This is a genomic window from Sulfuricurvum kujiense DSM 16994 (genome assembly GCF_000183725.1).
Classification (GTDB): Bacteria; Campylobacterota; Campylobacteria; order Campylobacterales; family Sulfurimonadaceae; genus Sulfuricurvum; species Sulfuricurvum kujiense.
In genome coordinates, this window is sequence record NC_014762.1 from 2020339 (window position 1) to 2044895 (window position 24557).

Below are 24557 nucleotides of genomic sequence, written 5' to 3' on the forward strand. Positions count from 1 at the left end.
CATGAGAAAAAAGCTTTTCAGAGAGGCTCTTATCTTCGGCGCCGTCGCTTTTGCGATGGCACTTCTCCTCCATCCCGATCTCCTCAGCGATCCCCAAGAGCGTTTTTACCACATGATCCAAAGAGAAAATATAGGGCACCCTTTTGTCTATACCGCTCTCGTTTACGGAATACTTTGGCTCCTGCGAAGCCTTTTTTCGTTTATCCGCCGTCTTTTATTCTCCCGTACCTAATTTATCTCCATCAAAATTGACGATATAAATAGTAAATAGTATTGACTTTATTCGTCATATTTATTATAATTAGAGCAGATATATTTTAAAAGGATAGATTATGATAGTTGCTCTCCCTTTGCAAACGGATCGTGCCGATTCCCCTCTTGAGACGTTGTTTGAACATGCCAAACACTTTGCCCTCGTCAATGATGAAGGTTCCGTCACGGTCGAAACGATCGAACAGCACGGAGGTCGGGATATCGCCCGTGTGCTGGTAGCCCGCGATGTCGATACCCTCATCGCCTTTTATGTAGGGCTAGAGGCCTTTATTATCCTCAAAACCTACGGAATCAACGTCTATTACGGAACCCATGAGATTACTGCCCTTAACGACGCCCTGATCGCTCTGCACGAAAACAGCCTCATCGAAGTGACCGCAGAGAATTATAAAACCATTTTTACGGAAGAGGATACAAAATCTCTTTCGAATTTTCAAACCCAACCATGCAGCAGCCGTCACGCACACGGATGAAGATAGCTCTAAACCTTGTTCTTCTCCTCATCCTCATTACATTCTCAGGATGCGGGGAAGGAAAAATTTACAGCGAAATCGTTGATCCGGACGCGATCGATCATCCCCCCCATTCGGTTCGTACCCTCGGTCCGAACGGATGGATCAAAAGCGATTTCACCGAAGAGTCGAACGGATCGGTCGTGATCGAGCTCATTACCCATCATGCGGCCTGCACCAATCCCCAAAGCAGATCGCTGGGGGCAGATTTTGACGGCTATGTGCGGGTCACGATCCAAGAGGACAACCACACCATAGCACGGGGACAGATGGATTTCAAAGGAAAACCTACCCCAGAAATGGCCCAAGCCATTTACGACACACTATTACGCAAACTGCACTGGAGAGAATAATGAAACAAACCGTTTTGATGGAAAAATACCCGATCTATACGATCCAAATCAATAAACAAGAGTCACTCTACGCTGATGTAGATCAGATTATCGGATATTTTAAAGAGAAAATAGAGGCCGATCCTGTCGCAGCCTATATCGGCGAATTTGACCATTACGGCCATACCGAAACGCTCGGCGGTGAGATCAATCCCGATATCAACGCGGCAAAAATAGTCATTTTCTGTTTCGGGCAAAAACTACCCAACCCCCAAATCATGGCGGCACGCCCCCGCTCTATCGGTGTCGCCGATATGGGTGGACATTTTACGGTGAGTTTTTTGGAAGCACCGATGGAAGCGATCAACGCAACCCTCCAAAGCTGGGTCAAAGGGCTCATTCGGCACTAGCGGATTGACTTTATCCGTCATTTCCCATTATAATCGTTTGAGATAGCTAAAAAAAATAATTATTATTTTCAGATTGAATTGAAAAAGGAAAAAAGATGAAAAACATTCTCATCATCGGCGGCGGTATCGCCGGGGTCGAAGCGGCGATTTATTACCGAAAAGAGGGGTTTGAGGTGGAGCTTATCAGCGATAGGGAGTATCTCTTTATCTACCCCATTGCCATTTGGATCCCCGTCAGCAGCACCGGGTTCGATAATGTCGCCTATCCCCTCGAAAAAATCGCCAAACGCCACGGTTTTGCCTTGACCATCGATCAGGTGACGTCGGTAAACGCCGCCGAAAAAACCGTTACCCTGAAAAATGGGGGGGTACGCCAAGTAAACCGGCTCGTTATCGCGATGGGTGCGAGCAAGATGAAGCCCGAGGGGATCGAACATACCCTCTCCATCTGCGGGGCACCGGAGCAATCGATCCTCCTTAAAGAAAAAATCGATGCTTTGATCCAAAAAGGGTCGGGGAAAATCGCCTTCGGTTTCGGCGGCAACCCGAATGATCCCAGCGGTGTCCGAGGGGGACCGGGGTTTGAGCTCTTTTTCAATCTCCACCACCAACTCAAAAAGCTCGGCATTCGCGACCATTACGAAATGACGTTTTTTGCTCCGATGGCGGAGCCGGGGGCAAGAATGGGTAAAAAAGCCCTCTCGTTGATGGAAATGATGTTTAAACGGAACCGTTTTTTCTCCCGCTATGGGAAAAAAATAAAGCGATTCGAGGAGAATAGAGTCGTATTTGAAGACGACAGCACTCTGGAGAGCGATTTGACGATGTTTATCCCCGCCGGCGACGGTCTGGAGCTCATCAAAGCTTCCGACCTGCCCCTCAACAATGCCGGTTTTATTCGTATTAACGATTACTGCGAAATACCCGGCGTAGAGGGGTGGTACGCCATCGGTGACGCGAGCGCGCTCGAAGGTCCCGACTGGAAAGCCAAACAGGGGCATATCGCCGAAGTGATGGCGCGCAATGCTGCTCACAACAGCGCCATCTCGTTTGGACTCAAATCGGGGGAGAAAAAGGGGTACCGCGACCATCTGAACATTCTATGCGTAATGGATATGGGTGACGGCGCCGGATTTGTCTACCGCGACGACAAAAAAGCGCTCCTCATCCCGATGCCGATTATCGGACATTGGATGAAAATGATGTGGGGATGGTATTACAAAATGTCCAAAATGGGGTATATCCCCCGCATTCCCGGGATGTAATCTCTTTTAATTTCTTAGCGTCGCTATGAGGCGATTGGGATTAAGTAGCGCATCGAGCGCATCGTTAATCGAGGTAAAAAGGATATCGCACGATGCGAATGCCTTTGCGCTCATCCCCTCTTCTTGCACAATCGCGAACCCCAAAACAGCCGATGAGAGCATCAAGGCGTCGTTGCGGCCGTTTCCTATGGCGACGCAATATTCACTCTTAAGCGATTCGATAAAGGTGAGTTTTTCACGATCCTGCGCCTCCTTTCCGATGACGTGGACGGAAACCTTTATCCCTTTGCACTCCTCGTGAACCGAACCGTAGGTATCGGCGGTCAAAACATGGACATCAAGTAAAACCGAAAGCTTCTCCAGCCGCTCTTTTACCCCCTCGATCAATACACCGTTCACGGCGATCGTCCCGTTGTAATCGAGTACCAAATGCTTGAGGGACACCTTGGGCATCCCCGAAATTTCCACTTCTATCATCCTCTCCCCTTTTAGAGCAATTGTTCGAGCAGGGTATCGATATCGCCCGTATCGCTGATTTCGATGTTGATGCCGCTCCCCTCGATGTTGCGGCGTATCCCCTCGCCAATCTCTCTGACGACAAGGATATCGCCCCCTTTGAGCAGCGGCGGGATGATCCGCCCCGCCGCAAGTCCCGCCGCACTGCTATCATCCACGATCTCAACCCCTTTTATCTGCAGCTGCAGATAAATCGGATTCTCCTTGTAGGCGATAGAGACGATCGAGCCGTTTTCTATCTTGGCAAACGCGTAGTATTTCGCCGTTAGAAAATAGGGGTGGATCTCGGAACGGTTGTTCGTAGGGAAGACGATCGTAAAACTCTGCTTTTCATCGATCAGCAAAATCCCTTTGCCGTACATCACCATCTCCGCCATTTTTTTCCGTGCCTGTTTGATCAGCTTGGCAAACGTCGGGCGCGATACCCCCAGCTGCGCGGCACACTCCTCCTGATAGAGCCCCTTGAAATCGGCCAGTACCATCGCTTCAAGCTCATCCGCGCTCAGCGGCAGCATCTCTTTGGGTTTTTGGCTCAACGGACCGAACGAAAAACAGGTAGGACGGATCGAATAGTTACGTTTCTTGCTCATTCTGCACCTTTGTTTTACATTTGTAAATCATAATATTTTTTTTCGAAAACTTACATTAAAAATAGCCTATTCATGGAAATAATAGAAATTATAACTATGACTTAATAATACATTTATTTTACATATGTTAAATTACGACATGAATATTTTTACAAATATAAAATATAAAAAAGAGCGGTTCATTCAAAAGACGATCCTCTCCAATCATATTTTATCCCGTTTGCTTTTGAATATTATACTGTTTTCGCTCCTCTACGGTTTTCTTACCGAGTGGTTATAAGCGACACCTGTTTTCTCCTTCGCAGGTGTCACTTATGCCCATTTTGAAAAAAATGTCGGAAATTGTTCCGGCTAATGAGACTAAACAGATGAGGAAATCAGGATGGGTAAATATACTTATGAAGGATAGCCAATGATCGCTATACCCCTGAAAACCAACACTCTAGAGAGTGCTATCGCCCCTTTGTTCGGCAAAGCCAAATGGTTTGCCCTGATCGATAATAATCGTCAAGTCACTTTCTGGCACAACGAATTACAAAGCGGCCGCGAAGTCGTCAAATACTTGAAAGCAAACAATGTTGAGCGCATCGTATTTCAAGACATAGGGGGCAATCCCTACCTGATGCTCCACAATGCCGGAATCACGTGCTATCACGGCGGACACGGCCGGATCCTCCTCAAAGAGGCTCTCACGTTTTTAGAACAAAACGCGCTAATCCGCGTAACGCCGGAGAACATGGCCGAATACGTTGAAAAACCGCACAAACACAATAAAGAGGAGCATAAAGAGCTTCACCATTGCGGCCATCATCACCATGAACATTCTCATGGACACCGCCATGCTGCGTCGCATCGCTGAATTGTATATCGACGGTTTCAAGAATATGAGAGTGGGTCGGGAGCTGTGGCTCCTGATCGGATTCAAACTGTTGATTTTATTCGGCGTTATGAAACTCTTTTTTTTTCCCGACGTGCTGAAAACAAAGTTTTGTACCGATGATCAGCGCAGCGCCTATGTGCTAAAACACTTAACCAAGGAGTAAATCATGCATCAAAGAATCGTCTTTCCGACCAACGAACACCACGGCCTCCTCTCCAAACGGGATGCCCATTTCGGCCGGGCCAACTTTTACACCGTCGTCAAAATCGGCGCGGACGGAACCATCGAGGACGTCGCCGTCGTCAAAAACGAGGGGCATAAAGAGAGCGGCTGCGGCGGAGCGGTGGAGAACATCTGCGCGCTGGGCGCCGATGCCCTGATCGTTTCGGGAATAGGCGGTTCACCGCTTAAAGGTTTCGCCCAAAAGGGGCTGAGTGTCTATTACGATAACACGTCGTTCAATGTCCAGCAATCCCTCCTCGCTTTTCTCGACAAGCAGCTCCCGAAGATGCAGCCGGAGATGAGCTGTTCACACCACTAAAAGGAGAGCGTTATGGAAATGATGGATAGTACGCTGGTAGACTGGTCGCGCGCGCAATTCGCCCTCACCGCCCTCTACCACTTTTTATTTGTCCCCCTCACGCTGGGGCTCTCCTTTATCGTCGCCATCATGGAGACGATCTATGTCAAAACCGTCGATGAGAAGTGGAAAAAGATTACCCGTTTCTGGATGACCCTCTTTGCGATCAACTTTGCGATCGGAGTCGCCACGGGGCTCATCATGGAGTTCGAATTTGGAACAAACTGGTCGAACTACTCGTGGTTTGTCGGCGACATCTTCGGCGCTCCGCTGGCGATAGAGGGGATTTTGGCCTTCTTTATGGAGTCGGCTTTCTTTGCCGTCATGTTTTTCGGATGGAACAAAGTGTCGAAAAATTTCCACCTCCTCTCGACATGGCTCGTAGCGATCGGCTCGAACCTCTCGGCACTGTGGATCCTCATCGCCAACGGCTGGATGCAGTATCCGATCGGGATGGTTTTTAATCCCCATACGGTACGCAACGAGATGTCCTCATTCTGGGATGTCGCCCTCTCTCCCGTAGCGGTGGCGAAATTTCTCCACACGATCGGGAGCGGCTACGTCATCGGCGCCCTCTTCGTCGTCGGAATCTCGGCATGGTTCATCCTCAAAGGGCGCGACGTTCTCGAAGCGAAGCGCTCGATGGTGGTCGGGGCGAGTTTCGGTCTTCTGGTCTCGCTCTTCCTCGCTGCGAGCGGGGATGAATCGGCCTATCAGGTCGCTCAGCACCAGCCGGTCAAACTCGCCGCGATGGAGGGGCTTTACAAGGGCGAAGAGCGCGCCGGTATCGTCGCGTTCGGGATTTTGAATCCCGACAAACAGATCGGGGACGAGAAGGCGGAGTTTCTCGGAAACATCGAGATCCCCTATGCCCTCTCGTTTCTGGGGTATCACGACGTCAACGCGTTCGTACCGGGGCTGGATGACCTCGTCTACGGCAATCCGGCGCACAATGTCGAAAGCGCCGCTTCCAAAATCATGAAAGGGCGGATCGCGCTCACAGCGCTGAGCGAATTCAAAGAGGCCAAAAAAGCGGGGGACGAGGCAGCAATGAAAGCGGCAAACGTCATGCTGCAGCAATATATGCCCTATTTCGGATACGGATATCTCCAAAATCTGAGCGATATCGTCCCCCCGATCTCCCTCACCTTTTACAGTTTCCACGTGATGGTGGGGCTTGGGATGTGGTTCATCGTGCTGTTCCTCGTCGTCCTCTATCTGCTGATGGCGAACGACATCACCCGCTTTAGAAAAGTGTTGTGGATTTCGGTCCTCTCGATCCCTCTGGGATGGATCGCCGCAGAAGCGGGATGGATCGTCGCCGAAGTGGGACGCCAGCCCTGGGCGATTCAGGATCTCCTCCCCGTCGGTATGGCGGCGACGCAAATCGACGCTGGGAACGTCCAGCTCTCCTTTTGGCTCTTTGCCATCCTCTTTACGGGGCTGCTGATCGCTGAGATCAAAATCATGGTGCGCCAGATTGCTCTGGGCATCCACGGAGGTCACTGATGTTTGAAAATCTTTCGTTGCACGAACTGCAAATCTATTGGTGGGTTATCATCTCCCTGCTCGGGGGGCTGTTTGTCTTTATCATGTTTGTTCAGGGAGGGCAGACCCTCTTGCGCGAGCTTTCCGAAAACGAAACGGAAAAAACGATGCTCGTCAACTCGCTCGGGCGCAAATGGGAGCTTGGGTTCACGACTCTGGTTCTCTTCGGAGGGGCGCTGTTCGCCGCGTTCCCCCTCTTTTACGCGACCAGCTTCGGCGGGGCGTACTGGGTATGGCTTGCTATCCTTTTCACCTTCATCGTTCAGGCGGTCTCGTATGAATACCGCGCCAAACCCTCCAATATTTTCGGAGCCAAAACCTACGAAACGTTTTTGGCCATCAACGGCTATCTGGGGACGTTCTTGCTGGGGACTGCGATCAGCACCTTTTTCAGCGGTGCCGATTTCCGTCTCGATGAGCACAACTTCGTCCACTGGATGAATCCGACCCGCGGGCTCGAAGCGCTGCTGGTATGGCAGAACTATCTGCTCCCCTTTGCGATGATCTTCCTCGTACGGATCATCGGGGGGATGTATTTTCTTAACAACATCGACCATGAGCCGATCCATGCCAAAACCCGTGCGATGATCAAGCGGAACATCGTCTATTTCCTCCCTTTTTTCCTCTCATTCGCCGGGTGGGTACTGTTCAAGGAGGGATATGCGTATGATCCGGTGACCAAAGCAGTCTTCCTCGTCCCGATGAAACATCTGATGACATTCATCGAGCTGCCGTGGATCGGGGCGATGTTCCTGATTGGGGTCGTCATGGTTCTGATCGCCGTTTTCAACTCGGTCTTCAGAGCCAAAAACTGCTGTATCTTCACAGTCGGCGCCGGGACGGTTCTCGCCGTCATGGCGCTGCTGCTCAATGTCGGACTCAATGGCACGTCGTACTACCCCTCGGTCTACGATCTGCAGCACTCGCTTACGATTGAAAATTCATCGGGAAGTCACTATACTCTTACGGCGATGTCGTACGCATCGCTGATGGTCCCCTTCGTCCTCGCCTACATCGCCTACGTCTGGCATCTGATGGATCGGGTCAAAATTACCGAAGAAGAGATCACCTCTTCGGGCGAACACCACTATTAAGGAGATTCTCATGGTCGATTACACCGAATCATTGAGCTGGCTGGGCTTATGGCCGCTGATCATTTTTCTGGGATACAAGTTTGCCGCGTTCAATATGGCCCATTTCACCCGGATCGAAAAGCTTTATCAAGAAGAAAAAGATTCACCCCGTACTGACGTATGAGCATAGTATCGGAGCGTAACATGAATGAAGCCATCAGTTTAGCAGTAACTTTTATCGCGATCGTTGTAGCGTATGAATTTTTGAAACCAAAGGACGATACCGAATCAACGAATCAACAAAAAGACGCAATCGATGAAGAAGATTAAAAAAACATGAAGACCTTTCCCAAAGCGCTGCAAAAAGCGTTTTCTCGTTTGCCGTGATAGGGGTCATTCTCCTCGTCGGCGGCGTACAGGCGATGGTAACGCCGCAGATGCTCGCATCCCTCATCGACACCAAAGGGGGCTGACCCTCAGCCGGTCAGCTGTTGGAGATAATCACGCATCTGGAAATAACCGATGATCATCTCGAACATCATTCTCCAAAAAATCTGAAAAACGACGAACGCGAAAGTCAGCAGCAAAACCCATTTGACCCTCCCAAAACGCAGTTTTTCGTTCGCAATGCGTGCGTATGCAAACAGTTTCTTCCTCTGGAAAAAAAGGAGAACGGGGACGAGAAACGCCCCCGCGTAATAGACGGCGATCAGGAGGGGAACCGATACAAAGGTCTCAAAGCTCAGAAATTCCACGCTCTCCTCCCATCATTTCCGCAATGCGATCTTTTTCTCCACGACCGTGTGGAGCCTGGTGAATTTTTCATATTTCAGTCCGTATTTTCGGGCAATCTCTTCCTGTGCCGGTCGGTCCGGCCATTACGTTCTCTTGCATCCATCGGATCGTTGACCCCGATGGGGGGCTTGGCTTTGTCCTGGTGTTCGATCGCATCGATCCGGTGGCATGACGTACAGCTCACCCCTTCAGATGCCGATGCAGTGTTTTTCCTCCAGACGGATCAGTTTTTTGTTCAGGAAAAACGTACCGAACGGAACCAGCGACGCCACAAATCCGAAAACAGAAAAACCCCGCCCCCATCGGTGCTTGAGCGAAGCGTCGACCAGCGCCGCGACAAATCCGATAAACAACAGCCCGTGCGCCATCCCGACGATCTTGACCGCCATAGGGATACCGGCAAAATATTTCAGCGGCATCGCGATGAAAAGGAGGGCCAGATACGACCACCCCTCGATATTTCCGACAAGACGCAATGTACCGATTTTATTCTCCATGCATCCCCCGTTATTTCAGGATGCAGGTTTTGGGTGAGCTGATCTGTGCCAGCCCGACGATCCCGTTTTCGAGCACCTGCACGTTTTTGAATCCGAGCATTTTGAGGTTCAGTGCCGCGGGGATCGCGCGCGTTCCCGAATGGCACAGGACGACGAGCCGTTTGTCACCGGGGATGCGGTCGAGATTTTTCGCTTCGAACAGCTCCTCGAGCGGCATCTCCATCGTGTTGACATAGCCCGATTTGACGAACGCCTGCTCCTGCGGGGTCCGGATGTCGATCAGGACGATAGTGGGATCTTTCTTCACCGCTTCGGCGAACGCTTCGGGTTTGAGCAACAGCGCACTTTTGGAGAGGGGTTCGAACGTCATTTTTTCGTAAAATGCGTCGAGTTTTTGTGCCAAAGCGGTGTCATAAGCGCTGGCCGATGTCATGGAGAGTGCAGCGGCACCGACAAAGATAAAGAATTTTTTCGTAATCATACTATCCCCTTGTTTTTTATATTTCATGAATAATAACTTTTTTTGACTGATAAGGCAGACAATACCGATAACTAAATACTATCATTAAGATAATTATTACGAATCATCATCGCCGTTATCCAGCTGACTGTATCTTAAACCAGTCTGAACGCATATTCGCCGCTTCGGGCGGTATAGGGGCGGAGGACGTCGATCATCTATCTGGGATACACATTTGCCGCGTTCAACATGGCTCGCTTCACAAAGCTCGAAGCGCTGTTCGAAAACAAAGATAAGGATACTCCTACGGCGGGGCAAACATGCACCCCTTTGCAAAAGAGATTTCCCACTGTAATCGAAAAGAGCCCTCAGAAGAAAAAATCTCTACTCTTTGGGGGTCATTTTATTTTCAAAGATTACCAGTTGGTTTCTGCCGCCCTCTTTTGCGCGATACAGCGCATCATCCGCCGTCTTTAAAAGTTCTTCTGTGCAAACTTTCTCATCAGCCGGTTTAAACGCCATACCCAGGCTGATAGTAACATGATCCGCAGTACTGGAATATTCATGTTTTATCCCCAAATCACTTACCGCTTTGATCAAATTCTGCGCTACATTAGCCGCCCCTTCATGATCAATATTTTGGAGAATAACGATAAATTCTTCACCGCCGTAGCGAGCTACCATGTCACTGGGTCTTTTTAACGAGGATTTCAGCGCTCCGGCGATTTTTATCAAGCATTCATCCCCTTTTCCATGTCCATAATGATCGTTATACCGTTTAAAATAATCGACATCGATCATCAGTATTGCAACTGTTTTATGCTCTCTGATCATCTCTTTGCATTTTTTCTGATACTCTTCATCGAAATAACGGCGATTGGGGATATGGGTCAAACCGTCAATTCGGGAAAGATCTTCAAGCCAATCACCTTTTAGTTTGAGGGTAATATGGTTTTTGACTCTGATTTTGACAATGGTAGGATGAAACGGCTTTGAGATATAATCCACCGCCCCGAGATTCAGCCCGTACTCTTCATCTTTGACATCGTTGCGGGCGGTCACAAAAATGACGGGTATATTGTTGGTCGAAGGAGTATTTTTCAACTCTTTGCATACTTCATATCCGCTCATTTCAGGCATTTCAATATCCATCAGAATCAAATCGGGTTTCTCACTCCCTTTAGCGATTTCTAATGCTTTTTGGCCGTTTTTAGCCACCTTTATTTTATAATCATCTTGCAGGAGATCAGAGAGGATAGTGATATTTGCGGCCATATCGTCAACGATCAAAATGGTGGGTTTGGTCATAGTTTCCATCTGTTCATTATCTCCAATGCACTGTCGTAATCAAACTCTTCCATCGCTTCTTTCCAACTCATTATTTCTTTATGGTCAATCAAGTCGTGAAGCACTTCTGTCAAATGGTGCTGATCTTTCATCTGCACCATATTCCCCGTTTTAAGATCGTTGTAAATCTGATCAAAAAATGCCTTTAGTTCCTGGAGAGACAATGTGGAAACGGAATGATATACTGATTCCGTTTTTTCGTCTGTCACTTCTTTAATTTGTTCTTTTAAAACTTCTGCCTCTTCGACGTAGCGTTGAATTTCTTCGTTCGGTATGGGTTTCCCCTCTTTAAAAAGTGTGTCGATTCGTGTACACCGGGAAAATAAAGCTCTTGCACCTAGATTTCCGCTCACCCCTTTTAGTGCATGAATCAATGATGCGGCGGCCGGATCATGTTGAGTCAAACGATTCGGAATTTCAGAAAATTCTCCCTCAAGTTGAGCAAGAAATTTTAGCAGAAGCGTATTGAGCAGCTCTTTTTTCCCACTGACAAGGTTAAGAGCATACTTTATATCGAGGATTGATGTATCCGTGTTTGTGTTTGATAACGGTCTCTTACTTTCAATAGCCGAAATACCGCACCAGTGTGCAATTTTTTTATAGAGTACGTCGGTATCAATCGGCTTGCTCAAATGATCATTCATCCCCGCTTCTATTACTTTTTCTCTGTCTTCAACCATAGCCGCAGCGGTCAAGGCGATAATCGGGATTTTCTTGTCATTTTCGCGAATAATTGCCGACGCTTCATACCCGCTCATTATCGGCATTTGCAAATCCATCAAAATAATGTGAAAATACTCGGGATTTGATAAAAAGATGTCAACCGCCTCTTTGCCGTTTTGTGCCGTTTTTACTTCTATTCCCGCTTTTTTGAGCATCAGTAGCGCAACTTCCTGATTGAGTTCATTATCCTCGACAAGCAGAACATTCACGCCGCTCATATCCGGTAAATCTTGTTTTTCCTGCATATCCGTAATGGCATGTATTCCGTTTTTCACCAATGCTAATGCATCAAACAACGTGGAACTGGTGACCGGTTTGGCCAAGAAGGCGTCAATCTCCATTTCCTCGACATGGATCTCCTCTTTGGAATGGGCACTTACCATCAAAATGGAAGGAACTTTTGTTTTCAAAACCCCTTCGCGTTCTAACTGATTCAACTGCCGGATTGCCTCTTTTCCATCCATCCCAGGCATATACCAATCCATAATAACAACGTCGTATCCCCGTTTATCGGCATCCGCTTTGAGTATCATTTCAATTGCTTCCTCTCCGCCGGAGGCTTCTTCGGTTTGACATCCGAAGTTTTCTGCCATCTCCCTAAGAATAATCCGGGAAATTTCCTGATCATCAACAATCAAAATCTTATACCCTTCATTTTCTATATGTTCATGGCTCTGTTCCCATGAGACGACTTCGACATCAATATCAAAACTAAAGGTCGATCCCTCCCCTTTTACACTGCTAAGAGAAAGTTCTCCCCCCATTGCATTGACCAATCTTTTAGAAATGGCCAATCCAAGCCCTGTTCCTCCGTATTTACGGGTCATTGAACTATCCGCCTGATTGAAAGGCTGAAATAATTTTGAAATATCCTCATCACTTATCCCGATTCCCGTATCGGTAAGACTAAAACCTATAATAGCCCGATTTTCATGTCTCTCTTTTAATTCAATCGCAAGCGTAACCGTTCCATGGTGGGTAAATTTCAATGCATTGCTCAGAAGGTTGGTAAGAACTTGATCGAGCCGCAGTTCATCTCCGACAATGATTTCGGGAACATCGCTTTTCTTATGGAAATAGAGTTCCAATCCGTGTTCAGCGGCACTTTGGGTAAAAAGAACTTTCAGCTGAGCCAATACGTTTTCCAGATTAAAATTTTTATGTTCCAGTTCCAGTTTATTCGCCTCAATTTTAGAATAATCGAGGATATCGTTAATAATGCCCAAAAGCATTTTGGATGAACTGTGAATTTTAAGAAGGAAATCTTTTTCTTTCGGCGCCATATCACTATCGAGCATCACTTGGCTCAACCCTAAAATAGCGTTCATCGGAGTCCGTATTTCATGGCTCATATTGGCTAAAAAGCGGCTTTTTGAAATATTTGCTTCTTCTGCCTGTTCTTTGGCAATCAGCATTGCCCTCTCAGCCGCTTTACGTTCAGTAATATCCTGAAGTGTCCAAATTATCCCTTTGGACAAATCCGATTCATCAAGCGGAGTCCCCGAAACGGAGCACCATATTTTTACTCCGTTTTTTTTGATAAACGGGTATTCTATATTGGTTCTTCCATCACTCAGAAGATTCTGATATTGTGTACCGAAATCTTCAAACGATTCTTCGGAAACATGAATTATTCTAAAACTTTTACCGATTAGTTCATCCGCACTATATCCGAACATCTCATATGCTCTTTTACTGGTCTCAATAATCATCCGTTCCGGAGAAGCCAAAAAGATTCCGACAGCGCTGTTGTCCAACAGCGCTTTATTCAGGCTGGAAACCGCCAGCAACTTTTCTTCCGCCTTCTCCCGTTTCGTAATATCGAAGACAATCGAGAAAAGAACCCGTCTATTTCCCAATAGAAACGGAGAAGAGTGCACTTCGACACTTTTAATCTCTCCACTCTTCAGTCTATGCTTGAATACAAAAAAGTTTCTCTCCTCGGCCAATGCCGATTCCATCTCATTTTTTAACGCTTCTTTGCTCAACGTATTGATTTGATCAATCGTCATCTTCTCCATCTCATCCGCCGAATAGCCGTAAAACTTTTCAGCGGCGTGATTTACATCCAATATAACGCCGTTTTCAGGATCTAGCAAGAGCATCGGGGCATCTTGTTTCATAAACATACTGCGAAATTTTTCTTCGCTGTTTCGAAGCTCAATTTCCGCATGTTTTCGTTCAGAAATATCCAAAACACTCCAAATAACTCCGGTATTGTTCTTGTCTATCTCAATACTCATCCCTAAAAACTCACAAAGCACCTCTTTGCCGTTTTTATCTTTAATGAGATACTCGACTTTAGATCTCTCTCCGTTTTTAGCCTTTAAAAAATGGGGGGCAAAGGCTAGATAGCTCTCGTCACTAACATGCAGAAAAGATGCGTTTTTGCCAATAAGCTCTTCTTTGGTATAGCCTAAGATGTCACAAAAGCGTTGATTCGACGTAATAATATTTCGATTTTGGTCTACGACAAAAATTCCCGCGGCATTGTTTTCAAAAACGTTATCTAAAAACTGTTTTTGAAGGGAAAGTTTATACGTCATTTTTTTAGCGAGTATCTGTGCTTTCTCTTTCGTCCGAAGGATCGATATCATCACTGAAAATACGGCGAAAGAGATAAGGATTCCTAACGCAAGGATAAACCAAGGATCATTGGTATCCGATTCATCCAAAAATCCTTGATAAGGTCTAAAATAGAGGGTCCAGACTCTTCCGTCGATAACAAGTTCGGTTTTTATGACCGCCGTATCCGATGCCGTGCCTTTTTGATTTCCGCTAAAAAGCAGATTCTTCTCATTTTTTTTACCGTCATATATCTCTAATCCGATTTCATTGTAGCGATTACCCAAGATGCCGTGCATAAGATCGTTCCCCCGAAACGGAGCGTATACAAAACCTTCTATAGCTGCAAGACGTTCAGCATTCGTCCCCAGTGGCATCCCTTTTCGATAAACCGGGACATACATTAAAAAACCGGCTTGTTCGTTAACGCTGTTTTCCTGTATCAAACGTACTTTTCCGCTGGCCGCCGCTTTTCCCGTATACAGTGCTCGAAGCATGGCCTCTCTGCGCACATTTTCCGAAAACATGTCGTATCCCAGTGCACGGCGATTTCGCCAATCGGCAGGTTCTAAATAGATAATTGACGTATACAACTCTTGTTTTTGCTTCGGATTTTCGGCTTGCTCGGGCGGTATGACACGAGAGTAGCCTAAGCCCTGTATACCCGGAAAGTTTGTGTCAACTTTCAACGCATCAACAAACCTATGCCACTCATCACGCTCTACGCTTTGAGATGCTTCAAACAATCCGACCCCTGCATAAAGGGTCTCACGGTATGCATCCATCCTCCCTTTGACTTTTATCGTAATCTGCTTTGCGACCGTCTCAAAGCGGAGGCGTTCCCGCTCTTTAAAAATTTTGTTCGCATACCAAAATGCCGCAGTACTCAAAAGAATACTGATTATAAAAATAGCATAAATTATTAATCGTTTCATACAGTTAAATATCCACTTCTCTTTTTACCTTTACTAATATATTTTACCTAAGTTAGATAAAAAAAATTTATTCATAGCCGAAGTACTGACACACCTCAAAAATTTTCTAATAATCTGATATACACTATTGAAAGTTTTTGTACTTTCCCACGAACAAAAAGCACATACACATACTAATCATCTTTAATTATGTTTATAATAAGTTTAAATTAAAATTTTTGAAATTTTGACTATAATAAATCTCATTGAATTTCAAATCTCTTTAAAGGATAAAAATGAAAACAGAAATACTGCTCTCGTATACGCTTTTTTGCATTTTTGGTCTTGGCTCTGCTTTTGCTCAAGAAGACCCGAAAATTCTTTTTGAGCAAAAGTGCTCTGTATGCCACCTCAAACAGCGACCGGCCTACGAAGAGATGAAAACCTTGATCGCTCCGCCGATTATGGGAGTAATGACCCATGTAAAAGACGCCAAAGCAACCAAGATAGATGCGGTAAATTTTATCGCCGATTATATTTTCGAGCCGACACCGGCCAAAGCACTCTGTATGAAGCAATCGATCGAACGTTTCGGTCTCATGCCCTCACAAAAAGGGAACCTAAGCAAAGAAGAAGCGATCAGCGTAGCGGGTTACCTGTATGAAAATTTTGGCTACTAATGGCGCGGAACCTATTTTCTATTTATCTAAATACACTCTGATACACGCTGAATTACGGTTTCAAAAATGATAAGAAACTTTTTTTTCCTCTTCTATATCTTCATATTAAACGGTTGTCTGGATCAGGAAATTTATACGGAGATCAACGAGCCCCGATTTATTTCTCATCCTCCGGAATCTTTACGCATTAACGATTTCGAAGGGAATCTAAAAAGCGATTTTAAACGTGATCCGAATGCACTTATTTTCTTAGATGTGTATATCCATAGCGCCCACTGTACAAATGCAAAAAGCAAATCTTTAGGAGCCGATTTTGACGGATATATCCGCATTACTCTCACAGAGAAAAATACGACTATAGCAAGAGCACAAATGGACTTTAAAGGTGAACCGAAAAAAGAGCACGTTCAAAAAGTCTATATTGGGTTGATGCAAACATTAAAGTGGCAATAACGTTTTCATCAGATCCCGATTATAATTTCCACTCTCTCATGTAATTTAGTGCTTTATCGTAATCGAACGCATCCATCGCTTCTTCCCAACGTATTAATTCTTCAGGACAGAGCGTATTTTCAAGCCCTTTCTTTAAATTCTGTTGAGATATAGAATGGATCATCTTTCCTATTTTTAAGTCGTTCATTACTTGCAAATAAAGGGTTTTAATGTCAGTATCACTGAGCTCTTGAGTCGCGGAATCTTTTTTTTCTGCCCTAAGCATCTCTTTAATTTTCTCTTTTAGATGTTTAATCGTCTCATTTAATCGATCTAGTGTTTCTGCCGTTACAGGATCACCTTCTTTTAAAAGTGTTCCGATTTGACTGCATTGTTTTGAAAGCAGTTTTGCTCCTAAATTTCCGCTAAGCCCCTTAAGCGCATGAATAGAAACTTCTACATCAGGATCATGGTTCGCTACACGATTTGCGATATCGGCAAACTCGCCCTCCAGTTGAACAAGGAATTTGGAAAACAGCTTTGTTGCCACTTCTCTTTTTCCTTCGACAATAGCGAGCAGATATCCTACATCCAAAAGAGAATCGTCTCTTTCTGCATCAAAAGTCTGCGAAGATTCCGGCAACTCTCTGTGAGAAAAGCTCGCTATCATATTAAAAAGACGGTACATATCAATCGGTTTGCCAAGATTATCATTCATCCCGGCCTCAAGCACTTTTTCCCGATCATCATCCATAAATGCTGCTGAAAGTGCAATAATCGGAATGGATGCATCGTGCTTGCGTATGATACGAGCCGCTTCATAACCATTCATAACCGGCATTTGCAAATCCATCAAAATAATGTGAAAATAATCCGGTTTAGACAAAAAAAGATCAACTGCCTCATTACCGTCTTGAGCCGTTTTGACTTCGATTCCTACTTTTTGAAACATTCTCACCGCAACTTCTCGGCTGAGTTCATTATCATCGACAAAAAGAAGATTAATTCCCTTTAAATCAGGAAGTTTATTCAAGACGTTCATGTCAATCGTACTTTTATTACAGTTTGGTTTGTCACCGGGGCTAATGGCAGAATATCGCAATCTTTTAATCTTTTCATAAACCCTGATACCTGTCTGTTTTTCTCGCTACATTTATTGTACCCTAGATCGATAAAAAACTTTTTTATGAAAAAAAATATTAACTCGCTTCTAAAATCTTCGAAACTATCTCATAGACATTATTGGAGAGATCGGGATGGTTTTTAATCCGTTCCAGTTCGATTCCCATTTGGGCTTTTTGTTCATGGGAGAGTTTCGGATAATTTTTAAATGCCCCCGCAAGTCCGGATGCAATTTGAGGGTTAATGGCATCAATTTCGATCACTTTTTCGGCGACAAATCTAAATCCCGTCCCGCTTCTGTGATAAAAAGCAACCGGATTGCGTGCGAAGCTTCCGATCAGTGAGCGCACCAGATTCGGCACTTTAACATCGTAGGCACTATTTTCCTGTAATGCCGCAACACGTTCCATTGTCCCCTCACGCCGTGACGACGCGCAAACGGCAAAATATTTGTTCATAACCAGTGTCTGATCCTGATACCGTCGGTAAAAATCATCCAATGCACCTGAGGCTAAATCAGGAGCATAGTTTTCCAGCAGATCAAGAGCCGTCAAACGTTCACTCATAGAGAGGGATTCATGATAATGAGATAGACATAACGCATTAACCGATTCATCTCCCGCACTCATCAATAGCCCCAACAACCGATTCTTGAGGGCGCGTTTTCCCATACTCACACCGTCGATATGAGCATTGGAAGGGTTATAAAGCCCTTCAAGCATAGAGAGCATCTCGCTAAAATAGCGTCGTGCCAGTACTTGTTTTAGCTTTTCGTGCGCATTGAAGATAACATCGACATCAATTACCGCCTGACGCTGCATGAGCGTCGTCAGCGTCGGAAGCTCTAAAATCTGGGATTTAAACATCGCTTCGATCGAGCCGTCACACAAAATCGCTCCATAACTCTCGATATAGTGCTCATTTACCTCTGCCCCGTTCATCATGGCTTCGAGCGTTTCGATACCGAACTGATGGGCCGCTTCATAACGGACAAATCCGTCACGATCATTCGCCATTAAAAACGGATAATCCAGCTCGTCGCACTCAATAATCACCGGCGCGCTGAAACCCCGGTTAAGCGAAAGACGCGGAGCGGAAGAAATATCTTTAAAGACGATCTCATGCACACTTTTTTCCAGCCACACCACATCCCGGTGCACTAACGTCACATCATCGCTTTTGAGCGGATATTCGCTTCCGTCCTCGGCTAACAGAGCGATTCTAAACGGCATCGCATACGGGAGCTGCTCGTGGTTTTTGGTATTGTTGGGGATGATTTGGTTGATTTTTAACACAAGCTCGGCCGATTCGGGACGGTATTGGCTTGATACGTTCAATACCGGTGTCCGTTCCTGCGAATACCATCGCTTGAACTGGCTAAGATCGACAGGGCTTTGAGACTGCATCGCTTTTAAAAATTCTTCCGTCCCCACCGCTTTGCCGTCATACCATTCAAAATAGCTGTCCGTAGCTTCACGGAATTTTTCGCGTCCCAGTACCGTGTACATCATCCGGATTACCTCGGCACCCTTCTCATAGACGGTCGCGGTATAAAAGTTGTTGATCTCCATGTAATGATCGGGCTTGATCGGATGGGCGGTAGGGCCTGCATCTTCGACAAACTGCCGCTCGCGCAGTGCTCTGACATCATCAAGCCGCTGGGTGAGTTCTGAGTTCATATCGGCGCTGAAGCATTGGTCTCTAAATACGGTCAGCCCCTCTTTGAGGGTCAGCTCAAACCAATTGCGGCATGTGATACGGTTCCCAGTCCAGTTGTGAAAATACTCGTGGGCGATAACACTCTCGATCCCCATAAAATCGGCATCGGTTGCCGTATCTTCATCGGCGAGGACATAATGGGAGTTGAAGATGTTCAGCCCTTTGTTCTCCATCGCCCCCATATTGAAACTGTCCACCGCAACGATGTTATAGATTTCCAGATCATATTCGCGCCCATATGTGTACTCATCCCACTCCATCGATTTTTTCAAGGAACGCATCGCATGGTGGCATTTATCCTCATTGCCGCGGTCGCAGTAGATCGCCAAATCGACTTTTTTTCCGCTCATCGTCGTAAAAGTGTCGGTGATACTTCCCAAATCCCCGGCTACAAGAGCAAAAAGATAGCTCGGTTTAGGGATCGGATCTTCCCAAAGGGCCAAATGTTTGCCGTTATCCAATGTCGCCGTACCGCGCAGGTTCCCGTTACTGAGCAGCACGGGGCATCTCTCTTTCGAAGCGATAATTTTCGTAGTGAATTTCGTCATTACATCGGGACGGTCGATAAAATAGGTAATGCGGCGGAACCCTTCGGGTTCGTTTTGGGTACACCAGATGCCGCCTGAACGGTACAAACCTTCCAGCTCAGTATTTTCATCGGGATAGATGCGGTTAATGATACGTATACGGGCTTCATCGGTATCAAGAGGGATAAGAAGTGCATTCTCCTCCTTCGTATACATCGTCTCATCGAGCAACACATCATTGACCCAGATCAGTTCCAAATCAAGTTTTTCTCCGTCAAGCCGAAGTTCTTTCGCGGACGGATTTTGACGACGAATCTCCATAATATTCTCAACACGGGTTGAAGATTCTTCGATGATAAATTCCAATGAACAATTTACAACCGTATAATCACTCGGGAGATAATCTTTATAATATATTGTTTTGTGTTCCTGCATTCTCTATCCGTCATTATTGTTTTTGTAATAATACTCAAATTACGGTACACTTAAGACATTAAAATATAAAGTAACAATGATGCACAATAATCTATTTCTTGCGCGGCAACCTATTTTGGATCGTGCAGAAAACCTTTTTGGGTATGAATTTTTATATCGAAATACGTATGGAGAGTGCGTTATTGACGATCCGAGGCATGCCACGGCGTCAGTACTGGTCAATCTGCTGAATCAAATCGGAGCCTCTTCTTCCTTCGGTGATACGCCGGCGTTTATCAACACCGACGGACCGCTGCTGCTGACCGACATACTTCGGACGCTTCCCAAAGACAAATTTGTTTTCGAACTCTCCTCTTCAATGAAAATGAACTCTCGTATCCATGAGGCGATTCGTTACTATCACTCTATAGGTTATCGGTTCGCGTTGGACAACGCCTCTTTTCATCCGGATTATTTCGAAACTTTTTCCCCTTTATTCCCGTTTATCGAGTTTGCCAAATTCGATGTGAATCAAACCGATATCGAACAGTTTAACTATCTTCCCAATCCCTACGGGAAAATGAAACTAATCGCCCAAAAAGTGGAATTTTATGAAATGGCGGAGGCCTATGACGCTTTAGGGTTTGAGTATTTCCAAGGATTCTATTTCGCACGTGCCCATCTCATTACTCAGCGTCGTATCGATCCTCAGTATGCCGATGTGATGCACCTTTTTTCCCTTTTGCAAAATGATGCGTCCATAGAAGAGATATGCGATACGTTCAAGCAGCAAAGCATCCTCTCTCTCCAGCTTTTCCAGTTTCTACGTTCCGTACATCCAGAGCATATTGAAGGAATCGTATCCATACGCGAGATGATAGAGCGCTTCGGGAAAAATTCTCTTATGCAGTGGCTACTCTTGCTCATCTACTCAAAATCGGGGACCAAAGCGCTCGATGAAAAAAATTCTCATGCCGTTTTTGCCCAATGCCGAATCGATAGAATGGTCTTTTTATTGAAAAAAATTCTCCCCGATGTTACGGAGAGAGAGACGGATCATATCTATTTCATCGCGATGCTCTCTTTATTGGAGGGGCTTATGAATATACCGATGGAGTCACTCTTACAGATACTCCATCCGACACAGGAAATTGAAGATGCTTTGATAACGCACACCGGCGTATTGGGAAGAGTGTATGCCGCATCTCTCAAAATGGAGAGCAGCGATGTAAGCGGAGCGGCAATATTATTAAAGTCATATGGGATAACCCTTGATGATATCAGCTCATGGCGTCCATAGAGGTAAGTAGTTCATCCATTTTTTCATCCACTGTTCCGACATACCGGGTCAAATCCATCATTTCATCCATATTTTGATTGAGCGATTCACTGTTGTCATTAATCGATTGGATCAGTACGTTAATGGTTGAAGAGATTTCGGCGAGGCTCTTTTGCGTTCGCTCGGCAAGTTTGCGAACTTCATCGGCAACCACCGCAAATCCTCGTCCGTGTTCGCCGGCACGCGCCGCTTCAATAGCGGCATTGAGAGCAAGCAAATTGGTTTGATCGGCGATATCTCCGATGGTCACCAAAATCGCTTTCGTCTCTTGTGCATTTCCGACGAGCGATTGCAGATTGCCGGAGAGTTCATGCTCTTTTCCTGCTACACTTTGAATACGTTCTACGGTTGAGTTGATCATTCCGTTTAACTCGACAAATTTGGTAGAACGAAGTTCTTCGATTGTCGCTTTTAGCTGTTTGGTATTATTGTCCAAAACTTCTTTGGCTTCGTTATTTTTCTCTTCCATCGATTGCAATGCGCTGCCGAGATCGTTGATTTTTGTCAACATCTGTCCCATTTTTCCGCCGACATTGACATCGGCACGGGTAGCGAATTTCCCTTCACTTAACGCTTCAAGGACCTTAATGACTCCGTCAATATTTTTCTCCGTAGCATCCAGCATGGCATTCATTGTTTTACGAAGTAAATGGACATGCGGTGTTTTTGTATCGCTCATGACCCGGCACATATAATGACCGTCTCTTACTTTATCTGCCAAAAGTACCATTTCACCCGCTACAAGGGTATCGCTCAAAAGCATCTCTTCGTGAGCTTTGGCAAGTGCGTTTAACCGTTCTTCAATACTTCCGCTCTGCGCTTCCATCGGAGCGAGCCGATTTCGTTTAAACTGCATCAACTGCAAAAAATTGTCTAATTGGGCCTGGATTTTTTCATTATTAGATGCGGGTGCACTGACCAGCCACATCGAAACAGCCATCATAATGACTACGACGGCGATTAAAGCCCCGACACTCTGTGTTAAAAGCCCGACAACGGCACCGATCACTGCTAAAACTGCAAGTATTGCTATTTTTACCGAATTATTCATCGCCGCGTCCTTAACTCATAGTCTTATAAAGACGTTCAGCTTCGGCAATCTCTTCGCGCGAAGGTTTACGGCGGCACGACAGATATCCGCATTTTCCGTTTTCACATCCGACATTCGGATAAACGGTCGCATACACCCAGTAAAAACCGCCGCTTTTGGTCGCGTTTTTTACATATCCCGTCCATATCTTGCCGCTTTTGACGGTATCCCATAAATCTTTGAATGCGGCTTTCGGCATATCGGGATGACGAACAATACTGTGCGGCTTTCCGATCAGATCATCAATCGTATAGCCGGCTATTTTGCAAAAATCCTCATTGGCGAAAAGGATGACCCCTTTCTCATCTGTTTGCGATACCAAAAAATCGGTATCGTCAAGTACATATTCACTGCCCATTAGATTGCACCTTCTCAACAAATTTTGTTATCTTTGTGATACTTATGCAAATTATGTGCCAAACATGTCAAATTTACGATATTAAAGAAACTTTTATCGTCATTATTTGCAAAACGGGTATTTATGTAACAAAATGTAATTTACATTAATCCGTTTAGCATTAAATAACGGTACATCGGCTGAAGCATGTATAAATCGAATGCCCACCAAACCCATCGCGGCTGCGCAGGATCAAGAGGGAATGACGGGGCCAGACCGTCATAGTTGAACTCAGCCATAATGATTTTTCCGTACGAAACTTTGAGAGGACATACCGTATAACCGTCAAATTTGAGTGCAAGCTCTTCTTTTTTCTCCATAACCGAGATTAGATTGCCGACAACAATCGGCCCCTGATGGCGCGCACTTCCCCCCGTTTTACCGACAGGAATACCGCAAACGTCTCCGATCCCGAAGACATTTTTGTAGCGGCGGTGCTGCAATGTCTCACGATCCACTTCAAGCCACCCTTTTGCTGTCCCTTTCTGCCACGCTAGCGGCGAATTGGCTACTGCATCTACGGCGGCGGTCGGAGGAGAAATATGGATGAAATCGTATTGCATCTCTACCTCTTCTTCTTTGTCGATCATATCGTATTCATTCAGGTCTTTATCGAACTCCCCTTGAACTTGATATTTGTGGTGGAAAGTCGCTATTTTTTTCTCGGCATCGATACGGATAAGGTCGTGGCCGAATTTATTCGTAATATTGCCGTACCCTGCCTGCACTTTTTGGATAGCTGTATCAATCTCAGGAAGGCTGAAAAGTTTTTCACTTGCGGTTGCAAAGATGAAATCGGCTGTCAGTTTGTCGCGTTTGAGAAAATCGTCGCTGAGATAAAGGATTTTTTGCGGTGCCCCGCCGCATTTAAGCGGAGTGGATGGCTGGGTACAAATTACACGGGGCTTTGACGTTTTCGCTGCTTCGTGCAGTGCATTGAACCAATCACGGGTAATCGTTCCCCCTTCTGCCGTTCCTGCCGCAAGATCGCTCAGATAGACGCTTGAGATGCCGTTTTTCCCGATCATATCGACGGTAAGCCCTTCAATTTGCTCATAATGATACTGCACACCTGTCGCTACCACGAGATAATCATAGGCTACTTCCGTCCCTTTTTTCGTCGTCAATTTATTATTGTCGGGGTCAAACGTTGCTACTTCGTCTTTAATCCATGTCACATCATCGCCGATATATCCGGTATTGTCAAAAATAATATCTTCTGGATCGTATTCACCCGCCGCTACAAAAATCTGCCCCGGCTGATAGACGTGTTTTTCATTCGGTGCGATAATCGTGATATCGGGTTTTGAGAGGGCTCGGCGGAGTCGTGCAAGTACCATCAGCGCACCGGACCCTCCCCCGACGATCACCACTTTTCCAACTGCATCGGATGATGCCGCCTCTGCGCTTGCGGGAGCAGCTGATGATGCCAGCACCGATGCGGCTATCGGAGAAAGCGCCATCATTTTAAGAGCATCACGACGCGAAAGCCCCTCTTGCTCTTTAATTTTTTTCATTATTTCTTCGGGATTCATATTCTGCTCCTCTTGATATTTT

Annotated in this window: 26 protein-coding genes and 1 pseudogene; 15 read left to right on the forward strand and 12 right to left on the reverse strand. The window is 45.8% G+C overall.

Annotation, left to right across the window (positions count from 1 at the left end; genetic code table 11):
* The first annotated feature begins 1 nt into the window (after position 1).
* From SULKU_RS10085 to SULKU_RS10105, 5 genes are all read left to right on the forward strand, one after another.
* A complete protein-coding gene (locus SULKU_RS10085) occupies positions 2-232 on the forward strand; it encodes a hypothetical protein (RefSeq protein WP_013460861.1) in 231 nt (76 codons plus the stop codon).
* A gap of 100 nt (positions 233-332) precedes the next feature.
* Complete coding sequence (locus SULKU_RS10090; protein WP_013460862.1) at positions 333-746, forward strand: NifB/NifX family molybdenum-iron cluster-binding protein; 414 nt, start codon at positions 333-335, stop codon at positions 744-746.
* Entirely contained in the window at positions 743-1138 is a 396-nt protein-coding gene (locus SULKU_RS10095) for a hypothetical protein (RefSeq protein ID WP_013460863.1), read from the forward strand. Before SULKU_RS10090 ends, SULKU_RS10095 begins: the two co-directional genes overlap by 4 nt.
* The gene (locus SULKU_RS10100) at positions 1138-1527 is read left to right on the forward strand and encodes a DUF6858 family protein (protein ID WP_013460864.1); all 390 of its coding nucleotides are present in this window, start codon (positions 1138-1140) and stop codon (positions 1525-1527) included. Before SULKU_RS10095 ends, SULKU_RS10100 begins: the two co-directional genes overlap by 1 nt.
* 95 nt (positions 1528-1622) lie before the next feature.
* Positions 1623-2792: an NAD(P)/FAD-dependent oxidoreductase gene (locus tag SULKU_RS10105; protein ID WP_013460865.1), complete on the forward strand. Its 1170-nt coding sequence runs from the start codon at positions 1623-1625 to the stop codon at positions 2790-2792.
* 6 nt (positions 2793-2798) lie between these two features.
* Here the strand turns inward: SULKU_RS10105 and SULKU_RS10110 are convergent, their stop codons facing one another.
* Both SULKU_RS10110 and SULKU_RS14545 read right to left on the reverse strand, forming a co-directional pair.
* Positions 2799-3269: an HAD family hydrolase gene (locus SULKU_RS10110; protein WP_013460866.1), complete on the reverse strand. Its 471-nt coding sequence runs from the start codon at positions 3267-3269 to the stop codon at positions 2799-2801.
* Between the two features lie 11 nt (positions 3270-3280).
* Positions 3281-3898: a DUF134 domain-containing protein gene (locus tag SULKU_RS14545; RefSeq protein ID WP_013460867.1), complete on the reverse strand. Its 618-nt coding sequence runs from the start codon at positions 3896-3898 to the stop codon at positions 3281-3283.
* Between the two features lie 412 nt (positions 3899-4310).
* Here SULKU_RS14545 and SULKU_RS14550 point away from each other — a divergent pair, with 412 nt between their 5' ends.
* The 7 genes from SULKU_RS14550 to SULKU_RS15330 are packed head-to-tail and all read left to right on the forward strand — an operon-like array spanning position 4311 to position 8309.
* A complete protein-coding gene (locus SULKU_RS14550; RefSeq protein ID WP_013460868.1) occupies positions 4311-4757 on the forward strand; it encodes a NifB/NifX family molybdenum-iron cluster-binding protein in 447 nt (148 codons plus the stop codon).
* Positions 4738-4941, forward strand: coding sequence for a DUF4492 domain-containing protein (locus tag SULKU_RS10125; protein ID WP_013460869.1), 204 nt, complete (start codon positions 4738-4740; stop codon positions 4939-4941). Before SULKU_RS14550 ends, SULKU_RS10125 begins: the two co-directional genes overlap by 20 nt.
* Before the next feature lie 3 nt (positions 4942-4944).
* A complete protein-coding gene (locus tag SULKU_RS10130) occupies positions 4945-5319 on the forward strand; it encodes a NifB/NifX family molybdenum-iron cluster-binding protein (RefSeq protein WP_013460870.1) in 375 nt (124 codons plus the stop codon).
* A gap of 18 nt (positions 5320-5337) precedes the next feature.
* Complete coding sequence (locus SULKU_RS10135; RefSeq protein ID WP_151174345.1) at positions 5338-6867, forward strand: cytochrome ubiquinol oxidase subunit I; 1530 nt, start codon at positions 5338-5340, stop codon at positions 6865-6867.
* Complete coding sequence (gene cydB / locus SULKU_RS10140; protein ID WP_013460872.1) at positions 6867-8000, forward strand: cytochrome d ubiquinol oxidase subunit II; 1134 nt, start codon at positions 6867-6869, stop codon at positions 7998-8000. Before SULKU_RS10135 ends, cydB begins: the two co-directional genes overlap by 1 nt.
* 10 nt (positions 8001-8010) lie before the next feature.
* Positions 8011-8163, forward strand: a complete 153-nt coding sequence (locus SULKU_RS15035; protein ID WP_013460873.1) for a hypothetical protein — start codon at positions 8011-8013, stop codon at positions 8161-8163.
* A 20-nt stretch (positions 8164-8183) separates the two neighbouring features.
* Complete coding sequence (locus SULKU_RS15330) at positions 8184-8309, forward strand: hypothetical protein (RefSeq protein ID WP_281047852.1); 126 nt, start codon at positions 8184-8186, stop codon at positions 8307-8309.
* Positions 8310-8455: 146 nt separating this feature from the next.
* Here the strand turns inward: SULKU_RS15330 and SULKU_RS10145 are convergent, their stop codons facing one another.
* From SULKU_RS10145 to SULKU_RS14555, 5 genes are all read right to left on the reverse strand, one after another.
* Positions 8456-8734 (reverse strand): DUF4282 domain-containing protein, encoded by a 279-nt coding sequence (locus SULKU_RS10145; RefSeq protein WP_013460875.1) that lies wholly within the window; start codon positions 8732-8734, stop codon positions 8456-8458.
* A gap of 228 nt (positions 8735-8962) precedes the next feature.
* Positions 8963-9271 carry a DUF3817 domain-containing protein gene (locus SULKU_RS10150; RefSeq protein WP_013460876.1) on the reverse strand — a complete coding sequence of 103 codons (309 nt, stop codon included), beginning with the start codon at positions 9269-9271 and terminating at the stop codon, positions 8963-8965.
* A 10-nt stretch (positions 9272-9281) separates the two neighbouring features.
* Positions 9282-9752, reverse strand: coding sequence for a rhodanese-like domain-containing protein (locus tag SULKU_RS10155; RefSeq protein WP_013460877.1), 471 nt, complete (start codon positions 9750-9752; stop codon positions 9282-9284).
* A 363-nt stretch (positions 9753-10115) separates the two neighbouring features.
* Entirely contained in the window at positions 10116-11048 is a 933-nt protein-coding gene (locus tag SULKU_RS10160) for a GGDEF domain-containing response regulator (RefSeq protein ID WP_013460878.1), read from the reverse strand.
* On the reverse strand, positions 11036-15301 hold the full coding sequence (locus SULKU_RS14555) for a PAS domain S-box protein (RefSeq protein WP_013460879.1): 4266 nt from the start codon (positions 15299-15301) through the stop codon (positions 11036-11038). Before SULKU_RS14555 ends, SULKU_RS10160 begins: the two co-directional genes overlap by 13 nt.
* A gap of 275 nt (positions 15302-15576) precedes the next feature.
* Between SULKU_RS14555 and SULKU_RS10170 the strand changes: the two genes are divergently transcribed.
* Complete coding sequence (locus SULKU_RS10170; protein WP_013460880.1) at positions 15577-15960, forward strand: hypothetical protein; 384 nt, start codon at positions 15577-15579, stop codon at positions 15958-15960.
* 66 nt (positions 15961-16026) lie between these two features.
* Positions 16027-16413 carry a hypothetical protein gene (locus tag SULKU_RS10175; protein WP_013460881.1) on the forward strand — a complete coding sequence of 129 codons (387 nt, stop codon included), beginning with the start codon at positions 16027-16029 and terminating at the stop codon, positions 16411-16413.
* Between the two features lie 19 nt (positions 16414-16432).
* Here the strand turns inward: SULKU_RS10175 and SULKU_RS10180 are convergent, their stop codons facing one another.
* Together SULKU_RS10180 and pepN are read right to left on the reverse strand one after the other, a co-directional pair.
* On the reverse strand, positions 16433-17434 hold the full coding sequence (locus SULKU_RS10180; RefSeq protein ID WP_013460882.1) for a response regulator: 1002 nt from the start codon (positions 17432-17434) through the stop codon (positions 16433-16435).
* A gap of 157 nt (positions 17435-17591) precedes the next feature.
* Positions 17592-20195: an aminopeptidase N gene (gene pepN, locus SULKU_RS10185; RefSeq protein WP_013460883.1), complete on the reverse strand. Its 2604-nt coding sequence runs from the start codon at positions 20193-20195 to the stop codon at positions 17592-17594.
* A 76-nt stretch (positions 20196-20271) separates the two neighbouring features.
* On the opposite strand from pepN, the gene SULKU_RS10190 reads away from it, so the two are divergent.
* Entirely contained in the window at positions 20272-21474 is a 1203-nt protein-coding gene (locus SULKU_RS10190) for an EAL and HDOD domain-containing protein (RefSeq protein ID WP_013460884.1), read from the forward strand.
* Here the strand turns inward: SULKU_RS10190 and SULKU_RS15465 are convergent.
* The 3 genes and pseudogenes from SULKU_RS15465 to SULKU_RS10205 form a co-directional block, all read right to left on the reverse strand.
* Positions 21455-21757 (reverse strand): annotated as a pseudogene (locus SULKU_RS15465) (methyl-accepting chemotaxis protein); the annotation flags it as partial. The gene SULKU_RS10190 and the pseudogene SULKU_RS15465 sit on opposite strands and share 20 nt — an antisense overlap.
* An 817-nt stretch (positions 21758-22574) precedes the next feature.
* Positions 22575-22961 (reverse strand): PAS domain-containing protein, encoded by a 387-nt coding sequence (locus SULKU_RS10200; protein WP_013460886.1) that lies wholly within the window; start codon positions 22959-22961, stop codon positions 22575-22577.
* 140 nt (positions 22962-23101) lie between these two features.
* Entirely contained in the window at positions 23102-24535 is a 1434-nt protein-coding gene (locus SULKU_RS10205) for an NAD(P)/FAD-dependent oxidoreductase (protein ID WP_013460887.1), read from the reverse strand.
* Positions 24536-24557 lie beyond the last annotated feature (22 nt).